This is a genomic window from Pseudomonas sp. WP18 (genome assembly GCF_036689585.1).
Taxonomy (GTDB): domain Bacteria; phylum Pseudomonadota; class Gammaproteobacteria; order Pseudomonadales; family Pseudomonadaceae; genus Aquipseudomonas; species Aquipseudomonas chlororaphis_E.
This window is the reverse complement of the sequence record NZ_CP144758.1, coordinates 3,774,294-3,793,268: the sequence shown is the minus strand read 5'-3', so window position 1 is coordinate 3,793,268 and position 18,975 is coordinate 3,774,294. Positions and strand designations below refer to the sequence as shown.

Below are 18,975 nucleotides of genomic sequence, written 5' to 3'. Positions count from 1 at the left end.
TCAATTGTCCAAAAGCGCCTGCTACCAAAAGCGCGGAGGGGAGTAGTACCACTTACACACGCCGTTTCGACCGATGGCCGTGGTATCTGGGCGGAACTCACTGCGGCGAGGGCGACTGGCGTTTGCGCGGCGCGAAACGGGTAGTGTTGAGGTTGAGCACAACTGTGGGTTAGAGGCGAAATCGCCCACGGAAGCCAGGGGATCGCTTCCCAAACAAAAAAGAGCATTTCGGCACGCTTATCGAGCATTTCGGCACAGTAGCCACGCTTTGTTCAACCTAGACTCGAGCTTCACTCTAAGACTCAGATGGAGCCGCGATGAACATCAGATCAGTCCTGCCTGCACTTACCATGGCTGTAGCATTCAGTGGATATGCCGCCGACTTCTCACTGACCAGCCAGGATATTGCTGACAAACGTCCGCTGACCAAGCGCGAAGTGTTCCAAGGCTTCGGTTGCGAAGGTGGCAACACTTCTCCCGAGCTTTCCTGGGCAAACGCTCCCGCAGGTACTAAAAGCTATGCGATCACGGTCTATGATCCCGATGCACCGACCGGTAGCGGTTGGTGGCATTGGACGGTGGTTAACCTGCCGACTTCCACCAATAGCTTGCCGAGAGGAGTGGGAGCGAACCTGCCTGCCGGTGCAGTACAAGGGCGAACCGATTTTGGCCAGCCGGGATTTGGCGGGGCTTGCCCACCTGTAGGGGATAAACCCCATCGATATCAATTCACCGTATGGGCGTTGAAAGTAGATAAGCTACCACTCGACAGTGAGGCCAGCGGTGCCTTGGTAGGGTACATGCTCAATGCCAACGCCCTTGCCAAAGCGACCATTACTTCAACTTACGGACGTTAAGAACGATGCGCCCTTGTGACGGCATACAGCACCGGGAAAACATTATCGATGCGTGTGTCATACGGGCGCGACAGCCATTGACCTTGCCAAGGGTGCCGGTGTTCGTGACCACCTTGTGTCGAGTGCGGCAAGGGGAAAAGCTGTTGCAATGGGATGATCGGGAGATGAGTGCCGGGCCGCAACATCTGATCCTGATGCCGGCCGGACGCGAGCTGGGTATCTCGAACTTCCCCGGACTTCACGGTCACTACATCGCCGATGCGGTGACCTTTCCCATCTCGGCATTGCGTAACTTCAGCGCCCGATATAGCCAGCAGATCATGAGCCGTCAGGGTGTACTGAAGACCGATCTATGCGTCCCTCTGGACAGGCACACCACACAGGCATGGGATCAATTGTTGGCCTCTATCCATGCGAACTCCCCGGACGCATTACGCGCGCTCTACGGGGAAGCGGTTCTTCTGAGTCTGTGCCTTGGTGGCCAGATCGGACCTCTGCTGATGGGGCGCAACGATCCCGTTCGTGAACGTGTGCAGCAGATCGTAATGGGCAGCCCGGAGAAAGACTGGACGGTTGCGACCATTGCACAACGCCTGAATCTGGGTGAGTCGACGTTGCGTCGCCAGCTGGCGAATGAGGGGGACAGTTTCCGGAACATTCTGGAGGGCGTTCGACTGGCCACGGCGTTGCAAGGGTTGCAAACAACTTCTCGCCCTATCGGGGAAATTGCCGCGGCCAGTGGTTACGCCTCGGCCTCACGTTTTGCGGTGCGCTTTCGCTCACACTATGGGCTGTCGCCACGTGAATTGCGGGCAGCGATTTAAGCCTGAAACGTTGCGCTACGATTTGGGCATTCCTTTGCAGGCACCCGCCAGAGGCCGATGCAATTGCACAGCCGGTATTGATCAGGCGTGGGTCATCAACTACCCGAACTGGATTTGAAAACACCACTAAGGACAAAGGCATAGCGTTCCGGTCGGATGTAAAACGTCGTGCGGTCGCAGCAGCGGCCGTCGGCGAAATAGGACGTGCGCTCCATGACCAGCAGGGCTGCGCCGCGTTTGATCTGCAGCGCGTCGGCCAGCTTTTTGTCGGCCTCCTGCGCACGGATTGCCAGGTCGGCGCGAATGACCGGCAGGCCGATGATGGATTCGAGAATGGAGTAAATCGGCTGATGTTCGACTTCGGCCCAGGCCACCTCGGCCAGCTCGGCAGGTAAATGGCTGCGGCCCAGGGCGATGGGTTCGCCATCGACAGAGTGCAGCCGTTCCAGTAGCAGGCAATCCCCGGCGTCTTCAAATAATTCCCGCAATGCTTCTGGAACGGCCTGCAAGGCATGGCTGATCACCTGCATGGTGGGCTGAAGTCCTTGCAGCAACAACGCCTCATGGAAGCTGCGCAACGCGTCCAGGCCGTGGCGCACCTGCTTGGCCGCGACGAACGTACCCTTGCCTTGTTTGCGCTCCACCACGCCGTCGTCGCTGAGCTTGCCGACCGCCAGGCGAACCGTGACGCGACTTACCCCGAACCGCTCGCCCAACTGCGCCTCGGACGGCAGCTTGCCGCTGGGTTCATAGTCGCCGCGTTGAATTTCCTCCAGCAACCGGTGGGCGATCTGTTCGTAGAGCGAGGTGGTGCTGTCGCGAAGAATGGACGTAGACACGGTCAGCTTCCAGGGCTTTGAGTGGGGCAGGGCCGTCACTTCTAAGGTTATAAAAATAGGTTATTGGGCGTACTTGTATTAATACGTATTATGTCGGGCATTGCCATTGTAAACGACCCGACGACACTTGCCATGCTCAAAACCCTACCGCGCCGACACCTGCAAGCCGATGCCCTGACCGTCGCTGAGATCAGCTTCAGTTACCCCAATGGGCATCGGGTGTTTTCCTCATTCAACCTGAATGCCAGGCCCGGTGAATTCGTCGCGATCCTCGGGCCCTCCGGCTGTGGGAAAACCACGTTGCTGAACCTGCTATCGGGGTTCGTGCAACCGCAAGGCGGGCATATCACCATCAACCAGACCGCGGTGCGGCCAGAGCGTTCGGAGTTGGGGTACGTGTTCCAGGCGCCGCAATTGTTTCCTTGGTTGAGTGCCCTGGAAAACGTCCGTTTTGGCTTGCGAATGAGTGCCCGGACCAGCGAAGCGCAGCAGCGCCAGAAGGCGTTGCAATACCTGCGCCTGGTCGGTCTGGAGCAAGCGGCGCATCGGTTGCCGCATCAACTGTCCGGCGGTATGCAACAGCGCGTCTCCCTGGCCAGGACCCTGGCACTCGAACCCAGCGTACTGCTGATGGACGAACCCTTCGCCGCGCTGGACGCCATCAGTCGCAACAGCATGAACGAAGAGACGTTGCGTATCTGGGCCGAACTCGGCCAGACGGTGTTGTTCATTACCCACGATATCGACGAAGCGGTGTTCCTGGCCGACCGGGTCATCGTGTTGAACATCGCCCCAGGCGGTATTCACAGCGAACTGGAGATTCGTCTGCCGCGTCCCCGTTCCAACCTGCAAACCCGCCGCTTGCCGGCCTTCCTCGATTACCGCAACGAGCTGATGGAACGCATTTCCCAGGTCATGGACCCGTCCCAGGCTACGGCTTTTCCCACCCCCCGACTTGAGATGACAGCATGATCAAACGTTCGCTGCTTGCCTTTTCCTTGTCTGTTGCCACGTTGGCAGGCAGCGCTTTTGCCGTGGCTGGCGAGGATAGACCCTTGCGTATCGGCTACGTCTTCGCCATGGCCAACGCGCCGGCGTTGATCGCCGACAAGCAGGGCTTCTACCGCGAGGAGGGCCTGGACGTCGACCTCAAGGCGTTGGGCGATGGCCCAGTGATCCAGCAGGCCTTGGCTGCCGGGGAGCTGGATGTGGCCTACGTCGGCACGCCGCCCGTGTACCAGTGGTTTTCCCGAGGGTTGCAAAGCCGGATCCTGGCAAAAGTCAATTACGGGCAGGCCGCCGTGATTGTCGATAGCAAAAGCCCGATCACCGACCTGCAAGCGCTCAAGGGCAAGAAGCTGGCCGGGGTCAAGAAGGGCAGTGGCATGGATGTGCTGCTGCGGGGTTATGTGCTCAAGGAAAAAGCCGGCCTCAATCCTGACAAGGACCTGGACATCATCGACATGCCGCCTGGCAATATGAACGCTGCCCTGGAACGCGGCATCGTCGACGCGGCGTTTTCCTGGGAGCCTTTTGTCAGCCAGTCAGTGCTGCGCGGCTCGAGCCGGATCCTGCTGGATGTCAACCAGGCGCTGCCACAGTATCCCTGGTACGTGGTGATCGCCTTGCCGAAAACCTTGCAGGAGCGACCCGATGACGTGGTCAAGCTGCTGCGCGCCCATCGCAAGGCCATCGCCTTTCTCAACGAGCATCCGGCCGAATCGAACCGGCTCATCGCCGAGGCATTCAAGCTAGAAGCGGTGCAAGGCCTGGATGGCAAGACCATTGCCCCAGAGGCCATTGTTGCCCAGGCACGTACGCGGCTGGGCTGGTCGGCGGATTTGCAGGCCTCGGATATCCAGTTCATCCAGCGCCTGATGGATTACTCCCACGACCTGGGTTTTATCGATACCACGCTCAAGACCGAACAGATCGTGGATACCGCTTACTTGGAAAAAGCCTCGCACTGAGTCCGTCATGTCCCTACCAAAACCGAACTGGGGATGGGCTTCGCTGCCGTTCCTGTTGTTGATCTGGGTGGCCTTGGCCAGCCGCTTTCCCACCTACATCCTGCCGCAGCCCTGGGATGTGGCCCGCGAGGCTGTTCGCTGGCTAGGCGACAGCTCGCTGTGGCAACACCTGCGGGCCAGTGTCCTGGAAGAGCTGGGTGGTTTCTGCGCGGCGGTCGTCTTCGCTGTCGTGCTGGGTACGGCGGGTGGACTGTCGTCGCGTTTTCGCGATTTCAGCTCGCCGCTCAACAGCCTGTTCATGGCCATCCCGCCGATCGCCTGGGCGCCGCTGATCATGATCATTTTCGGCCTGGGTTATGTCTCCATCGTCCTGGTGATCTTCATCGCGGCGATGTTTCCCATGGCGGTGACCATCCAGGAAGGCGTGCAAAGCATCCGTGGCGGAGAAGTCCGCGCGGCGCGCACCCTGGGCGCCAACGCCTGGCAACTGCTGGCCCACGTCTACCTGCCGGCTTCGTTGCCCTTCGTGACCGCCGCGTTGCGCATCGGCTTCAGCCAGGGCTGGCGGGCGTTGGTCGCGGCGGAAATGATCGGCGCCTCCCAGGGTATCGGTTGGATGGTGTCCACCGGTGGGCAGATTGGCAACAGCAGCCAGGTGCTGCTGGGCATCGTCGTGATCGGCCTGATCGCCTGGCTGATGGAGAGTTTTGTGTTCCGGCGCATCGAGCGTCATTACCAGAAATGGCGAGTGCAATAAGCATCGCCATTGTCCTGACCCCCCTTCAAATCTTCAGTGGACCATTGCACGAGGTGTCATGTGAGTAACGTTTTCGATCCCCGCGACGCCGGGCATTACATCGCCCCCCAGGGCCTGTACGAGCGCAACAAGCAACGGCCGTTCCTGGGCAGTATTCACTGCGACCGTGACACGCTGGTCGCCGGTCAATGGGATGAAATCACTCTGATCTACGAGGTCGGTGGCAGTGGTCTGGCCGACGGCGCCTGGCTCAAGCTGGCCTTCAAGTTCTACTCCGATTGGGCCCTGTTCCAGACCTCGAACCCGGCCGGCCCCAACTATGTCAGCGCGGAGTACCAGGCCGGCGAGCTCGTTCCGGGCCAGAGCCAGGCCACCGTGCAGCACCTCAAGGTGCGCTTCGACCAGAAGGGCCATGAGCGGCCGTTCCAGAAGGCGATCATCATCGATATCGTCGACGGCTATCTGAATCCAGGCGACAAGGTCATCATTCGCCTGGGTGATCGCCGTCAGGGCGGGGCGGGCACGCGGGTGCAGAGTTTCGTGGAAAAAGACTTCCGCTTCCGGCTGTTCATCGACCCGTTGGGCAGCTCGAAATTTGCCGAGGTGCCGGGTGATCCGTTGCTCGACATCGTGCCGGGGCCTGCCCACGGCCTGCAGTTGATCGTGCCACGGCTGGTCAGCGCGGGAGAGGCGTTCGATGTGCTGCTCAGGGCCGATGATGCCTGGGGCAACACCTGCCGCCAGTTGCCGCTCAACGGCACCCTGACGTTGGTTGATCCTGAAGGCGTGGAGCGCCAGCGGCCGTTCACCCTGGCGACTGATGGCTGGGCCATTGCCCGGATTGCGGCCGTTGACCTCGGCACGTCGGGCGAGTGGCGCTTGCGGGCCGAGGTGAAGGCGCGGTCCGTGCGTGGGGCCCAGGCGTTTGTCACGGTCGATCCAGCGGGAACAGCATTGCGCCCTCTCTACGCAGACCTGCATGTGCATTCCGATGACACCGTGGGCACCAACGACACCTTGTACAACCTCAGCTACGGCCGCGACGTTGCCGGGCTCGATGTGCTGGGCTACACCGCCAACGATTTCAATATCACCGAGCAACGCTGGGACCAGGCGGTCAAGCTGATCCATGAACTCAACGAGCCGGGCCGGTTCGTCTGCTACCCCGGGACCGAATGGTGCGGTAACTCCTGTGCGGGCGGGGATCGCAATGTGGTGTTCCTGCATGACCGCAAGCCCGAGTTTCCCTTCGATAATCAAGGGCGCCTGGTGCGCTCCTTCGAATGGAACGAGTTCACCGCCGGCACCCTCAAGCCGGGCGCCTGGCCGGTGGATGAGTTGTATGCCGCTTATGCCAAGGATCCCGAAGGCCATCTGATGATGCCCCACGTGGGCGGACGCCGTTGCAATCTTGACTGGCACCACCCGCAGCTTGAGCGACTGATCGAAGTCGGTTCGGCCTGGGGGCAGTTCCATTGGGTCTACGCCGAGGCGCTGGCCCGTGGTTATCGGGTGGGAGCCGCGGCCAATAGCGACGAACACCAGGGACGTTGCGGCGGTGGTGTCCCGGCCACGGCGGTGTTTGGCTCCCGTGGCGGGTTGACCGGCGTGTTGGCCGATGGCTTTGACCGGGCCAGTGTCGGCAAGGCGCTTCGCGCCCGACGCACCTTCGCCACGACCGGCGAGCGTTCGTTCGCCAGTCTGCGCCAGGGCGAACATTTCATGGGCGAGGTCTTCACCGCCGACTCGACCGCCACGCTGGACTATCGACTGTTGGGAGAGGCCGGCTGGGAACAGGTCGACCTGTTCGACGGCGAGCAGTTGATCTGGTCGCGCAACCTGCATCAGGAGCTGGGGTTTTCCGCGCAACGCATCCGTCTTCGCCTGGGCGGTGCGCGGATCAAGGACCGTTATCGCGGGGCCTACTGGAGCGGCGAGATTCGCATCACCGGCGCCGTCATCAAGGGCTTTCAAGCGTTGGGCCTGGATCACCCCGAGCAAACAGTCTGGCGCCAGGATGCAACGGTCCTGGCCTTCCGGACCGACACCAATGGCGATACCGACAGCATCGAGATCGAGCTCTCGCAACTGGCCGGCGCCACGTTGCAGATCCATAGCCGTATCGACAACTACATCAAGGTCGGCGATCCATCGCAACCGCAGCCATACGTGCATGCGCCCACGGTGCGGATGGAAGTGCCCGGCGAGCAATTGCTGGCGCTATCGGAGGTGGTTGAAGAGCTGCCAGGTGCGGAACTGAAGGTGTCCCTGGAGAGGGTCACGGCTGCGCCGCTGCCTCGCGAGTTGCAAGGGGCGATCGACCTTGCCGGGTTGAATCTGGAGCGGGGTCGTGAACACCCTCTGTTCATTTGCGCCCGGCAACGGGATCAGTCACGGGTCTGGACATCGGCGTTGTTTTTGACCTTGCCTGCCTGAGGTTGCTCCCGGAGCAGATCGCTCTTGCGTCATTCGAGACCTTGTCTAGAACGATTATTTCTTACGGTTATTTCCATAGGCATTGATTGCATATCCATAACCGCTCAATCGATTCGATCACTGACAAGGTTTCTGCAATGAAATCGAAATATGTGCAATGACGGATGAGCTGGCGTTCCTGGCTTCGCCAGGGCTGCTCGAGCATGCATTCGCGCTGTTGGATCGCCATCTTGTTGGGCTCGACTCAAGGCTTAGAATCCGCGCCATCAGTCTTGTCCACTCTCGATCCTTGAAGGAACACACCATGATGAACGCCATGCAGATGCAAATGCCGATGAACGCCAACATGCCGATGATTGGAATGCCGATGATGATGGCTACCATGACCTGCGAGATGATGGATGACGGCATGATGTGCAAAATGATGCCGGCAGCCGGCATGGACATGGCGATGTTCAAGAACAGCGCCGAAATGATGCAGATGATGATGAACTGCGGCATGCCGATGATGATGCACTGCGGCAACATGAGCATGATGTGCATGTCCCAGGCGAGCATGGCCATGCCGATGGCGAACATGATGATGCCTATGCCGATGATGGGCATGCCGATGCCATCGATGAAATGCGTGATGGAATGCACGGTCATGGCTGACTGCATGATGTGCAAAGTCATGCCGATGGCCGGCATGAACATGGACCTGATGAAAAACTGCTGCAACCTGATGATGAAGATGATGAACGACTGCGGCATGCCGATGATGATGAGCTGCAATGGCATGCCGATGATGTGCTGCACCTGCTGAGTGTTACCAGGACCCATGTGGCGAGGGAGCAAGCTCTCTCGCCGCAGGTTCACCTGCTTCAGTCCAGGCGTTCCGGGTAGGTCACGACCAGGTACGCCACTGCTTCGCTGTCGGCCGGGTTGCGGTAACGGTGCGCCTGGTCGGCATAAAACAGAATCGAGTCGCCCGTGGAGAGCAGGTAGCGTTCGTCGTTGACGCTGATTTCCAGCACGCCTTGGGATACCACCAGGTTTTCCTGGACGCCGGGGCCGTGTCCAGCGGATTGTTCCTCGCCCAACGGGCTCAGGCGCAGCTCGTAGAATTCCGACTGACGTGCGACGTCGAAAGGGAACAGCGTGCGGCTGACCAAGGCGCCATTGGCGCTGACCAAACGTTTGCTCTGGCTGGCCGCGAGCACCGTCACGCCCTCGAAAGCCCGGTGCTCAAGAAATGCAGCCACGGAAACTTTCAAACCCTTGGCGATTTTGCACAGCACTTTGATCGAGGGCACGCTGCGCCCGGATTCGATCTGCGCGAGCATGGCCCGGCTGACACCGCACTGGCGGGCGAGGGCGTCGAGGGAGAGGTGTCGCTTGCCCCGCAGGCGTTGCAGGTTCTGCGCAACCCGTTCGCAGATAGGGTCCTCGTCCAGCGCTTGCAGGTTATTCAGTTCCACTTCAGGGTCGTCGGAACTCGCCAGAAAACGCGAAGGTTCCAGGGCGCTCACGCCTGGTACGTCCGGGTGGGCTGAGAGGCTTGAAGCCACTGGAACGTCGGGTAACCGGCATTACGCGCGTACATTTCCCACATGGCGTGGGCCCGTTGTTGGGCCTGCTTGCGTTTGCGGAATTGGACGAAGTCGATAACGTTGTCAGTCGGTTTCATAAGGCACTTCACTGTCGTGGACGGTGGCGGAATGAGTTGAGATTACGTGGTTATTTTTATAACCATAAATATTGATTTTTTATTTATTAATTCCTTTTGGTTGTTTTCTGGGGCGGCTGATCAGATGACATGGGCGTTGCGCAATTCGCCGAGGGCCAATGCCTTGAGCCGCGCCAACAACGGGTCGCGCCGGTCCCGCGGGTGCTCCAGTTGCACCGTCAGCTCTTGGCGAATGCTGCTGGGGCGAGTGTCCATCATCAGTACCCGGTCGCTCAGGTACAGCGCCTCGTCCACATCGTGCGTCACCAGCAACAAAGCAATGTCGTGTCGCTCGGCCAGTTGTAGTAGCAGGTCCTGCAATTTCATCCGGGTGAAGGCGTCCACGGCGCTGAAGGGTTCGTCCAGCAACAGCACCCGTGGTCGCGAATACAGGCCGCGGGCAATCGCCACACGTTGTGCCATGCCGCCGGACAATGCCTTGGGCAAGGCGTCGGCGAAGCCTGTGAGGCCGACTTCGTCGATCAACTGCGCAACCCAGGCTTCGTCGTAATCGTTGTCATCGCTGAAGCCGATGTTCTGCTGCACCGTCAGCCAGGGCATCAATCGCGCCTCCTGGAACACGAAGGCCAGTTGTTCGGTGTCGCTGAGCAGATGTCCTTCGAAGTCTTTTTCCAGGCCGGCGACGATGCGCAGCAAGGTGCTTTTGCCGCAGCCACTGGGACCCAGCAGGCTCACGGTTTCCCGAGGTTGCAGTTGAAGGTGGATGTTACTGAGCACCGTGGTGGTGGCGAAGGTCTTGCGCTCGACATGGATATCCAGCAGGGCTTGGGTCATGGCTCATTCCTCGGTGCCGGTAAAGGTGTCGCGCCAGGCCAGGAAACGTTTTTCCAGGCCGGCAAGCATGCCGTCGCTGAGTTTGCCCAGCACGGCGAGCACGATGATCGCCGCCAGTACGATATCCGGGCGCGAGGTTTCGCGGCCGTCGCTCAACAGGTAGCCCAAGCCCTTGGTGGCGGCGATCAGTTCGGCGGCGACCAGGAACATCCAGGCCAGGCTCATGCCGCTGCGCAATCCGGTGAACAGGCCAGGCAGGGCGGCGGGCAGGAGAATCCGGCGCACCAGGCGGCGGCGATTGAAACCGTACATATGGCCGACCTCCACCAGCTTGCGGTCGATGTTGCGAATCGCTGCCACGCCATTGAGGTAGACGGGAAAGAACGCGCCGATGGCGATCAGCACCACCTTCGAGGTTTCGTCGATGCCCAGCCACAGCAGGAGCAACGGCACCCAGGCCAGGCTGGGGATCGAACGCAGGCCGGCGAAGGTGGGTTCCAGGTAGGCTTCGGCTTCCCGGCTCAAGCCAACCCAGGCGGCGAAGATCAATGCCAGGCTGGCGCCAATGGCGAAGCCCAGCAATACCCGCAGCAGGCTGGCGCCGATGTGTTTCCACAGCGCACCTTCGGCAAGATCGCCCAGCGTAAGGGCGATCTCGCTGGGGGCGGGCATCTGGTAGGAGGGCAGCCAACCGATGCGCACGATGATTTCCAAAATCAAGATGATCAGCACCGGCAGCGCCAACCCCTTGAGCCGCAGGCGCCAGTCGGGGTTGAACGGGGGCGCTTTGCTCGCCAGTGACAGGGCCAGGCGTGGGCTGGAAAGGTCTTTGCTATGACTGCTCATGGTGGTTCTCCGGCAATGGCGAATCCGCGCCAGGCGCGGATCGGTTATTGCCTGGGTTATTGACGGGCCACGGCCTGCTGGCGACCGGTGTCGAGCAGTTGGTCGATCACCTGGTCCACATTCACCCCGCGACGGACCAGTTCCTCGGAGACCAGAATCGGCGCGGCAGCCTTGGAGGCCAGCACATCCTCGGCGCTCAGTTGTGGGTTACCCAGGTCAGTGCGCGACAACTGCAATCTGGCCACTTCCAGCGGCAGCCCGGATTCGTCGGCCAGCAACTTGGCCAGCTCCTGCGGATGACCGACCGCCCACTCACGCGCTTGTTCGTAGGCGGCCAGCACGGTCTTGATGGTCTGCGGGTGCTCCTGGGCATATTTCTCCGTGACGCTGACCACGCCGTAGCTGTTGAAAGCGGGGTTGCGATACAGCAGGCGCGAGCCGGCCTGGACTTCGCTGGCGGCCATGTGCGGGTCGAGGCCTGCCCAGGCGTCGACGTCACCTTTTTCCAGGGCGGTGCGACCGTCCGGATGTTGCAGGTGCACCAGCTCCACGTCGTCTTTGTCCAGTCCAGCCTGTTGCAGGCTGCGCAGGGTAAACAGATAGGGATCGGTGCCTTTGGTGGCGGCGATCTTCTTGCCCTTCAGGTCGGCGACCGTCTGGTACGGCGAATCCTTGCGCACCACCAGGGCCGTCCATTCGGCGCGGCTGTAGACATACACCGACTTGATCGGGCTGCCGTTGGCGCGGCTCAACACCGCCGCCAGGCTGGCGGAGGAGGCGAAATCGACGCCGCCGCTGTTGAGGTATTCCAGGGAACGGTTGCTGCCCTGGCTCAAGACCCAACTCACCTTGGTCTGGGGCAGGGCCTTTTCCAGATAACCCAAGTGCTTGAGCACCAGACTGACCGGCGAGTAATAGGCGTAATCCAGATGCACCTCGGCAGGCGGGCTTTCTGCGGCCCGGGTCATGGACGGCAAGCCCAGTGCCAGGATGCAGGCACTGATCAGGAATCTGGCACGGGCCAGGGAGACGCGGGAGGCGGGGTTCATGGAACAGCTCCAGGCAAGGCGGCGAGAGGGCGATTTTTTTATTTCCAGAAGATCGGAAGGCAGGAGCAAATCCCGCTTGCCTGGAAGATTGCAGGCTCTGTGCCATAGCTGGGAAAGGACTATTTTCCGGACCTTCAACGGGGTGAGCCCCCTCCGGAAGATGTTGCAGGCCCAACAGTCTGTTACTGCACTGTTGCGCCATGAGCAGTGGAGACAGGTAACGGTGAGCTATGCGCCAATGGAATTTCGAATCAATCGGGGAGGGCGCTACGTTCTATTTTCCCGTGTGTGCTTGATGTCTTTCGACGGTGGGGAGCCGAAGCGTCGAGCGTACTCGCGACTGAATTGGGCGACGCTTTCATAGCCGACTCTCAGCGCGGCGGTGTTCACGTCCACCCGCTCGGTCAACATCAGGCTGCGGGCGGCCTGCAGCCGTAACGATTTCTGGTACTGGACGGGGCTGGTGCCCGTCAGTTTGCGAAAGTTGTGGTGCAGGGTGGAGCAGGCCATGCCTGACCGTTGAGCGAGATCGGCCACGTGCAGCGGCTTGTCGTAGTGGTGTTTCAGCCACTCAATGGCTCTCACAGTGCCTTTGTCCCGGTAACCATCGCGAGCGACGCTGCGCAACCACGGGCCCGCACCGCTGAGCAACAGACGTACGCATATTTCTCGCTTGATAAGATCCGACATCACGCCCGCTTCAAGCGGCCGTTCGATCAGCGTGGTCAAGCGAATGAAGGCGTCGAGCATCTCGCCTGACGCCGCTCCGGATGCGAAGCCGCGTGCGACCGATGCCACTTCCTGCCTGGGGGATTCCAGGGCCTGGATCACCTCGTTGAGCATGGAAAGATCGAGCTTCAACACAACGGATAAATAAGGCGTTCGTTCGTCAGCCGCTGTAACGCGAGCCAGTGTGGGAATGTCGACTGACGTGACGAAGAACGCCCCCTGTCCGAACTCACAGGCTTGCTCACCGAACGTGATCTCCTTTGCACCCTGCAAAATGATGGCCATGCACGGTTCATAAATGCAGTACGTGGGCGTACCCAACTCGGCCATTCGATAAAAAGTCAGGCCTGGGATCGATGTCGGGCAGACCTCGTTCAAGCCAATCTGGCTCGTGACTTTTTCGATGAGCCTTCCAAGTGCCTGGAGGCGTTCGTTGGGCTGGGCGGGTTCGCCTGCGCCCGGGGGGCGGCTCAGACCGAACTGCGAGAAAGAACCGCTAGTCATCACGTATGTCCTGTTCACGGAGTGTCCGAGTGTGCTGAGCGTGTGTGCCTGGCACAAGGGTATCGGCAGGATTGTGCAGAAAATATGGCGTATTTGGCTCACCCGGTTCCGCTTCGTTGCTCTAGTTTCTGGCCTGTGTACAGCCCGTGAAACCCAGTCGCGAAAGGAATGTTGGATGGACAGACGAGATTTTCTTACCTACTCGGCGGCGGGTGCTGTTGCAGCCGCTCTACTGCCAGCCTCGAGCCTGGCCAGTTCAATGACTACCGCCTCCACGGCCGCCGCGCTGACAGAGCGCGGAAGCGTCATGCGTACAGAAGGGCGACTCGTGCGCACAGACCTGCCGGTCAATGCGTCCTCGCATACGATGAGGTACATGACGCCCCAGCGCTTTGGTATGGGCGGAACGCAGATCGGTAATATTTTTGCGCCCATCAGCGATGAGCAGGCGAGGTCGGTTCTGCAGGCTGCGTGGGGCGAGGGCGTACGTCTTTACGATACCTCGCCATTCTATGGGTTTGGCTTGAGCGAATATCGCCTGGGGCGCTTCCTGCATGACAAGGATCCAGACGACTACGTGGTATCCACCAAGGTCGGCCGCGTATTGACGGCCGCGGGTGGCCGGCGTGCGGACCATGCCATCTGGAAATCGCCGGCGCCCTTCAACTACCGCTATGACTACACCGCGGCAGGCGCACGTCGCTCCGTAGAAGACAGCCTGCAGCGTCTGGGCCTGCCACGCATCGATATCGTCTTTATCCATGATCTCTCACCCGATAACACCGAACTGGATGGCGGCTGGGAAGCGGCGTATCGAATTGCGCGCACGGGGGCGATGGTCGAGCTTGAAAAGATGCGTGACGAGGGACTCATCAAAGCCTGGGGCTTCGGAGTCAATGCCCCGGACGCCGTGGTCCGGGCACTGGCCGGTGATGACCCGGTTCCGGACATCGTTCTGCTTGCCTGCCAGTATTCCCTTCTTGACCACGGCGATGCCTTGCACAGTACCTTACCGGCGTTGAAAAGCAAGGGCACCAGCGTCGTGGTTGGAACCCCCCTGAACGATGGATTCCTGGGAGGACGCAATCGATACAACTTCAGCCAGGATCTACCCGCCGGAGCGGTGGAAAAGCGCGCGCGAATCATGGCCATAGCCCGTCGACATGGTATTGATATCCATACTGCCGCCTTGCAGTTTGCGGCGGCACATCCGCAAGTGTCCGCGATCATTCCGGGGGCGCGTTCGTCGGGGCAGGTCGTTTCCAATATCCAGGCGATGAAGGTCGGTATTCCTGCGGCGTTCTGGGATGATTTGAAACGTCACGGACTGATCGATGCCCAAGCGCCGGTACCTTCCTGAGCCCTCATTTGCCGCCGGTCACGTCGAGGAACGTGCCGGTGACGAAGGAGGCTTGCGCGCTGGCCAGCCACAGGATGGCCCGTGCCACTTCCTCGGGTTGGCCGCCGCGCCCCATGGGGATCGAGTCCTTGACGCGCTCGACCCGTCCCGGCTCGCCGCCGCTGGCATGCATGTCGGTGTAGATGTGGCCGGGGCGGATGCAGTTGACGCGGATGCCTTCGCGGGCCACTTCCTTGGCCAGGCCGATGGTGAAGGTTTCCAGGGCGCCCTTCGACGCCGCGTAGTCGACATATTCATTGGGGCTGCCGAGGCGGGCCGAGGCCGAGGAGACGTTGATCACCACGCCGCCCGGTCCGTTATGTCGATGGGACATGCGCTTCACCGCCTGCTGGGCGCAAAGCATCGGGCCGATGGCGTTGACCGCGAAGATACGCTGCATGCGCTCGAAGCCGAGGTCTTCCAGGCGGGACTGGGTTTGCAGCACACCGGCGTTATTCACCAGTACGTCGATGCGCCCGAAGGTGCGGTCGATGGCCGTGAACAAGTCGGCGACCTGCACCGGGTCTGCGCTGTCGGCCCGTATCGCCAATGCCCGACGTCCCTGCGCCTCGACATCTGCCACGACAGCTTGTGCCGCGGGCTCGTTGGCCACGTAGCTGATCGCCACGTCATAGCCTTGCGAGGCCGCCAGGCGCGCGGTGGCGGCACCTACTCCGCGACTGCCACCGGTGATCAGGATCAGCGGTGCCTGCGAGACGTTTTCCATAGGGTTACCTCCTGCGACGGTGAGAAAAGTCGTGTCAGCCGATGATGAGGATGCCGCTGGCGATCACTGCGCAGGCCAGGATTCGGCGAACAGTGAGCGCCTCGCCAAGGAACAGGCCGCCAATCAACGCCGCGAACAGCACGCTGGTTTCGCGCAATGCAGACACCGCGCCCATGGGCGCTTCGTTCATGGCGTAGATGACGATGGCGTAGGCCAACAGGGAGACCAGCCCGCCGGCAAGGGCGGTCAACAGGCCGGGCCGCACCGCGAACAGGCTACGGGCGTCGCGCAGGCCGATGTACACAATAGGCATCATCACGCCCCACAAGGTGCACATCCACACGGTGTAGGCCAGTGGCGCGCCGGAGAGCCTGGCGCCGATGCCGTCGGTGACGCTGTAGGCGGCGATGAAGCAGCCGGTTCCCAGCGCATAGGACAGACTGGGAGTGGACAGCTTGCGTCCGCTCAAGGCCAGCGAAATGATGCCGCCCGACACCAGCGCGATGCCGAGTAACGTGCCAGGCGAGATGCTTTCCCCGGCAAAGGCCGCGGCGCCCAAGGTGATCAGGACCGGTGATGAACCACGGGAAATCGGGTAGACCTGCCCCAGGTCGCCGAGCCGGTAGCTGCGTACCAGAAACAGGTTGTAGCCAACATGCAACAGCGCTGAAAGCAACGCATAGCCCCAACTGGCGGGCGCCGGCGTCACCATGAACGCGGCGGTCACGGCGCTGGCGATGGCCACGGCAACGCACATGATCGTCATGGACCAGAGTCGATCGGCGCCGCCACGCAGCAGGGCATTCCAGCTGGCATGCAAGAGTGCGGCGAAGAGAACCAGGAGTGTGATGTGGATAGGCATGCGGGTCAGTGTATGCAACGCCGTGCCCGGATTACAGAGAAGTCTCCTCATTGTTTCATGAGCAAAACCTCATGCATCACCCATAGGCTTGCTGGGCTTTCAGCGCCTCGCTCAATAGCCACTGGCGAAAGTTGACGATGTGTGGCTGTGACTCGATGCCTTTCGGACAGACAAAGTAATAGGCAAGCGGGGAGGGAAACGGCACATCGAACAACCGCACCAGACGCCCATCGCTGATTTCGCTTTCCACGTGCCCGCTGCGCACCAGGGCGATGCCCTGGCCGAGCAGGGCTGCCTCGACCGTCATGTTGGTGTCGCCGAACCTGACGCTTTCCTTGAGCGGGAGGAACTCCAACCCGACCTTCTGGAACCAGACTTCCCATTTCGGCACCAGCTCGGCGCCATCGCGGGTCAGCAGCGGGTAGTGCAACAGTTCGGCAGGGCTCTGCGGTGTCCCGAAGCGCAGCAGCAACTCGGGACTGGCCACCGGAAACACCTGCTCGCCGAACAGGAACTCCGAATGCAGGCCGGGGTAACTCCCCTTGCCGAGCCGGATCGCGACGTCGGCCTGGGCGTTGGAGAAATGAATGATCTTGTCCGTGGTGTCCAGCGAGACGAGCAGTTCAGGATGCAGGCGCGAGAGACCGGGCAGGCGTGGCAGTAGCCATTTCAGAGCGAAGGAATAGGTGGTGCTGACTTCGAGCCGGACCCGGTCTTTCTGCTCGCGCAGATCGCCGAGGGTTGCCTCCAGGCTCATGAAGAACTCCCGCACGATGGGCGCCAGCGTAGCCCCCGCGGCCGTGAGGCTCAGGGACTTGCCACGCTCGAACAGCTGCAATCCCCACAGCGACTCGAGGTGTTTGAGTTGGTGGCTGACCGCGCTTTGCGTGACATGCAGCTCCTGCGCGGCAGCGGTGAAGGTCGTGTGCCGGGTGGCGACTTCGAAGGCACGCAAAGTGGCGGTCGGTGGCAGATCTCTCATGTAGAGGGGGTTCCGGCAGGTCATCAGAAAGGCTCGTCATGAGCACAAGCTCATGATAGAGCATCCTTAGGCGCTGACGGGTCACCTGATCAGATCACGTCGGTATGCAGGTCCGGTCCGGCTGTGCCGATCAACGTCAGTTCCACCTGCTCAGGCAGGGAGCCGCCTGCGTTGTTCGCCGCACTCAACAGCAGGTTGCTTTCGTTGAGTTGGGCGGTGACGTTGCCATCGATCACCAGTTCGAAACGCTGGCCATCGGCATTGGCCTCGAAGCTTTTCAGGTAGGTGCGGGTGTCGTCGGCGTTGTTCTGGATCGCCAGCGTGCCGGCGTATCCGTTGCCGATGCCGGTGAAACCCAGGGCGCTGAGGTCGATGCGATCCTCGTTGGGGTTGAAGTCGAGCAGGCGATCACTGCCGGTGCTGTCCGCGGTGCGAAAGCTGTCGGCCACACTGGCATAGCGAAAGACATCGTGGCCTGCGCCGCCGGAGAGCAGGTCGCGACCAAGATTGCCTTGCAGCAGGTCGTCTCCGGCCAGTCCACGCAGGATCTCGTCCGTATTGACGCCCAGCAATTTATCGGTGCTGGAGGAACCCACCAGTCGCGCGTTGCCATCCGGGCTGGCGAAGGTTGTGTCCAGGCTGCCATCGGCGTTCAGCCGGACCGCCGCGTAATCGGAGCCGCCATTGGTGTAGGTATCCCCGCTGAGCAAAATCTTGCCGTCGTCGAGCAAGGCAATTTCACTGCCATAGGCCGCTTCGCCGGGCAGATTGATACTGACCAGGCCTTGCTGGCCGAAACTTAGGTCGGGACTGCCATCGGCGTTGAGCCGCAGTACGGCAAAATCCTCGTATGTGGTGGAGCCGGCAATCAATAGCTTGCCGTCATCCTGCACGACCATGTCGCCACGCAACGTGGTGAAGATGGGCAGCGGGACGCTACCGTCACCGCCAAACTGGGTGTCCAGCTCCCCGTCTGCCGTGTACTTGAGCACGCTGTTCTGGACGCCGGGTGAGCCGTGGACCAGCAGGCTGCCATCCGCCATTTTGAAAATGCTCTCCAGAAAGATGAACGGTGCGGGCGCTTGCAGCGTGAGGAGACCGTCTGTGCCGAACGATGTGTCCCGCGTGCCATCGGCATTCAACTGTGCCACGTTCAAAAGACTGCCTTGCACCGCGCTGACCAGGACGCTGCCGTCGGCATTGGCTTGCACGATGGACTTGGTGCCGAAGCCGCTGGGCAGGCTGGCCTCGGCGTTGCTGTTGAACGCTGCATCGGCTTTGCCGTCGGGGCCCCAACGCTGGACGATGGCGGTGTCATCGTGGCCTGCGTGGGTCGTCACCACCGCGCCGTCAGCCTGGACTTGAAGGTTGTAGTCTTTTTCGAAGGGGATCTGTTTATGGATCACCTGTCGCCCGGCGTGACCGTAGCCGGTGTCCACGCTGCCGTCGGGATTGAGGCGGGTGAGCGAAAAGTCCCTACCGTCATCCAGCGCGTTGCCGTAGTCGCTGAAACCGGCGATCAGGATTGAACCGTCGGGCTGTATGACGACGTCCTGGGCGTTGTCTGTACGTCCGGCGATGTCGACGACAAGGAGGCCGGGGGCACTGTAGGTCGTGGTCATGTTGTCGGTCCTTTGAACTTCGCAAAGCGTTGACTCTAGTCCAGTCCTCCTGATGTGCCAGGGGCTCTG

19 protein-coding genes are annotated in these 18,975 nt (G+C 61.0%); 8 read left to right on the top strand and 11 right to left on the bottom strand.

Annotated elements, in window-relative coordinates:
* Window positions 1–317 precede the first annotated feature (317 nt).
* Together V5F23_RS16680 and V5F23_RS16675 are read left to right on the top strand one after the other, a co-directional pair.
* Entirely contained in the window at window positions 318–857 is a 540-nt protein-coding gene (locus V5F23_RS16680; RefSeq protein WP_080922128.1) for a kinase inhibitor, read from the top strand.
* A 5-nt stretch (window positions 858–862) separates the two neighbouring features.
* Window positions 863–1,681: a helix-turn-helix domain-containing protein gene (locus V5F23_RS16675; RefSeq protein ID WP_338495666.1), complete on the top strand. Its 819-nt coding sequence runs from the start codon at window positions 863–865 to the stop codon at window positions 1,679–1,681.
* A 95-nt stretch (window positions 1,682–1,776) separates the two neighbouring features.
* On the opposite strand, the gene V5F23_RS16670 is transcribed toward V5F23_RS16675, so the two are convergent.
* Window positions 1,777–2,520, bottom strand: coding sequence for a GntR family transcriptional regulator (locus V5F23_RS16670; RefSeq protein WP_047738979.1), 744 nt, complete (start codon window positions 2,518–2,520; stop codon window positions 1,777–1,779).
* Between the two features lie 132 nt (window positions 2,521–2,652).
* On the opposite strand from V5F23_RS16670, the gene V5F23_RS16665 reads away from it, so the two are divergent.
* From V5F23_RS16665 to V5F23_RS16645, 5 genes are all read left to right on the top strand, one after another.
* Window positions 2,653–3,492 carry an ABC transporter ATP-binding protein gene (locus V5F23_RS16665; RefSeq protein WP_338495665.1) on the top strand — a complete coding sequence of 280 codons (840 nt, stop codon included), beginning with the start codon at window positions 2,653–2,655 and terminating at the stop codon, window positions 3,490–3,492.
* Window positions 3,489–4,490, top strand: coding sequence for an ABC transporter substrate-binding protein (locus tag V5F23_RS16660; RefSeq protein ID WP_338495664.1), 1,002 nt, complete (start codon window positions 3,489–3,491; stop codon window positions 4,488–4,490). The genes V5F23_RS16665 and V5F23_RS16660 overlap by 4 nt, the downstream gene beginning before the upstream one ends.
* Window positions 4,491–4,497: 7 nt before the next feature.
* A complete protein-coding gene (locus V5F23_RS16655; protein WP_123578882.1) occupies window positions 4,498–5,247 on the top strand; it encodes an ABC transporter permease in 750 nt (249 codons plus the stop codon).
* A 60-nt stretch (window positions 5,248–5,307) separates the two neighbouring features.
* Entirely contained in the window at window positions 5,308–7,683 is a 2,376-nt protein-coding gene (locus tag V5F23_RS16650) for a hypothetical protein (protein WP_338495662.1), read from the top strand.
* Between the two features lie 304 nt (window positions 7,684–7,987).
* A complete protein-coding gene (locus V5F23_RS16645) occupies window positions 7,988–8,488 on the top strand; it encodes a hypothetical protein (RefSeq protein WP_338495661.1) in 501 nt (166 codons plus the stop codon).
* A gap of 58 nt (window positions 8,489–8,546) precedes the next feature.
* Here the strand turns inward: V5F23_RS16645 and V5F23_RS16640 are convergent, their stop codons facing one another.
* From V5F23_RS16640 to V5F23_RS16615, 6 genes are all read right to left on the bottom strand, one after another.
* On the bottom strand, window positions 8,547–9,137 hold the full coding sequence (locus V5F23_RS16640; RefSeq protein WP_338498940.1) for an XRE family transcriptional regulator: 591 nt from the start codon (window positions 9,135–9,137) through the stop codon (window positions 8,547–8,549).
* A gap of 53 nt (window positions 9,138–9,190) precedes the next feature.
* On the bottom strand, window positions 9,191–9,352 hold the full coding sequence (locus V5F23_RS16635; RefSeq protein ID WP_185057662.1) for a hypothetical protein: 162 nt from the start codon (window positions 9,350–9,352) through the stop codon (window positions 9,191–9,193).
* Window positions 9,353–9,472: 120 nt separating this feature from the next.
* Window positions 9,473–10,186, bottom strand: a complete 714-nt coding sequence (locus tag V5F23_RS16630; RefSeq protein WP_338495660.1) for an ABC transporter ATP-binding protein — start codon at window positions 10,184–10,186, stop codon at window positions 9,473–9,475.
* A 3-nt stretch (window positions 10,187–10,189) separates the two neighbouring features.
* A complete protein-coding gene (locus V5F23_RS16625; RefSeq protein ID WP_042728403.1) occupies window positions 10,190–11,032 on the bottom strand; it encodes an ABC transporter permease in 843 nt (280 codons plus the stop codon).
* Between the two features lie 56 nt (window positions 11,033–11,088).
* Complete coding sequence (locus V5F23_RS16620; RefSeq protein WP_042728404.1) at window positions 11,089–12,081, bottom strand: aliphatic sulfonate ABC transporter substrate-binding protein; 993 nt, start codon at window positions 12,079–12,081, stop codon at window positions 11,089–11,091.
* A gap of 267 nt (window positions 12,082–12,348) precedes the next feature.
* On the bottom strand, window positions 12,349–13,314 hold the full coding sequence (locus V5F23_RS16615; protein WP_047738972.1) for an AraC family transcriptional regulator: 966 nt from the start codon (window positions 13,312–13,314) through the stop codon (window positions 12,349–12,351).
* Window positions 13,315–13,489: 175 nt separating this feature from the next.
* Here V5F23_RS16615 and V5F23_RS16610 point away from each other — a divergent pair, with 175 nt between their 5' ends.
* Window positions 13,490–14,674, top strand: coding sequence for an aldo/keto reductase (locus V5F23_RS16610; RefSeq protein ID WP_338495659.1), 1,185 nt, complete (start codon window positions 13,490–13,492; stop codon window positions 14,672–14,674).
* A 4-nt stretch (window positions 14,675–14,678) separates the two neighbouring features.
* Here V5F23_RS16610 and V5F23_RS16605 read toward each other — a convergent pair whose 3' ends face one another.
* The 4 genes from V5F23_RS16605 to V5F23_RS16590 all read right to left on the bottom strand — a co-directional run bounded on the left by V5F23_RS16605 (window position 14,679) and on the right by V5F23_RS16590 (window position 18,906).
* Entirely contained in the window at window positions 14,679–15,440 is a 762-nt protein-coding gene (locus V5F23_RS16605; RefSeq protein ID WP_042728407.1) for an SDR family oxidoreductase, read from the bottom strand.
* Window positions 15,441–15,474: 34 nt separating this feature from the next.
* Window positions 15,475–16,302, bottom strand: a complete 828-nt coding sequence (locus tag V5F23_RS16600; RefSeq protein ID WP_042728428.1) for a DMT family transporter — start codon at window positions 16,300–16,302, stop codon at window positions 15,475–15,477.
* 76 nt (window positions 16,303–16,378) lie between these two features.
* The gene (gene gcvA / locus V5F23_RS16595; RefSeq protein ID WP_123578990.1) at window positions 16,379–17,284 is read right to left on the bottom strand and encodes a transcriptional regulator GcvA; all 906 of its coding nucleotides are present in this window, start codon (window positions 17,282–17,284) and stop codon (window positions 16,379–16,381) included.
* 89 nt (window positions 17,285–17,373) lie between these two features.
* Window positions 17,374–18,906 carry a calcium-binding protein gene (locus V5F23_RS16590; RefSeq protein WP_338495656.1) on the bottom strand — a complete coding sequence of 511 codons (1,533 nt, stop codon included), beginning with the start codon at window positions 18,904–18,906 and terminating at the stop codon, window positions 17,374–17,376.
* Window positions 18,907–18,975: the final 69 nt, after the last annotated feature.

Coding starts and splice junctions, on each gene's coding strand:
- V5F23_RS16680 (WP_080922128.1), top strand. CDS start 318: ATGAACATCAGATCAGTCCTGCCTGCACTTACCATGGCTGTAGCATTC.
- V5F23_RS16675 (WP_338495666.1), top strand. CDS start 863: ATGCGCCCTTGTGACGGCATACAGCACCGGGAAAACATTATCGATGCG.
- V5F23_RS16665 (WP_338495665.1), top strand. CDS start 2,653: ATGCTCAAAACCCTACCGCGCCGACACCTGCAAGCCGATGCCCTGACC.
- V5F23_RS16660 (WP_338495664.1), top strand. CDS start 3,489: ATGATCAAACGTTCGCTGCTTGCCTTTTCCTTGTCTGTTGCCACGTTG.
- V5F23_RS16655 (WP_123578882.1), top strand. CDS start 4,498: ATGTCCCTACCAAAACCGAACTGGGGATGGGCTTCGCTGCCGTTCCTG.
- V5F23_RS16645 (WP_338495661.1), top strand. CDS start 7,988: ATGATGAACGCCATGCAGATGCAAATGCCGATGAACGCCAACATGCCG.
- V5F23_RS16635 (WP_185057662.1), bottom strand. CDS start 9,352: ATGAAACCGACTGACAACGTTATCGACTTCGTCCAATTCCGCAAACGC.
- V5F23_RS16630 (WP_338495660.1), bottom strand. CDS start 10,186: ATGACCCAAGCCCTGCTGGATATCCATGTCGAGCGCAAGACCTTCGCC.
- V5F23_RS16625 (WP_042728403.1), bottom strand. CDS start 11,032: ATGAGCAGTCATAGCAAAGACCTTTCCAGCCCACGCCTGGCCCTGTCA.
- V5F23_RS16620 (WP_042728404.1), bottom strand. CDS start 12,081: ATGAACCCCGCCTCCCGCGTCTCCCTGGCCCGTGCCAGATTCCTGATC.
- V5F23_RS16615 (WP_047738972.1), bottom strand. CDS start 13,314: ATGACTAGCGGTTCTTTCTCGCAGTTCGGTCTGAGCCGCCCCCCGGGC.
- V5F23_RS16610 (WP_338495659.1), top strand. CDS start 13,490: ATGGACAGACGAGATTTTCTTACCTACTCGGCGGCGGGTGCTGTTGCA.
- V5F23_RS16605 (WP_042728407.1), bottom strand. CDS start 15,440: ATGGAAAACGTCTCGCAGGCACCGCTGATCCTGATCACCGGTGGCAGT.
- V5F23_RS16600 (WP_042728428.1), bottom strand. CDS start 16,302: ATGCCTATCCACATCACACTCCTGGTTCTCTTCGCCGCACTCTTGCAT.
- gcvA (WP_123578990.1), bottom strand. CDS start 17,284: ATGAGAGATCTGCCACCGACCGCCACTTTGCGTGCCTTCGAAGTCGCC.
- V5F23_RS16590 (WP_338495656.1), bottom strand. CDS start 18,906: ATGACCACGACCTACAGTGCCCCCGGCCTCCTTGTCGTCGACATCGCC.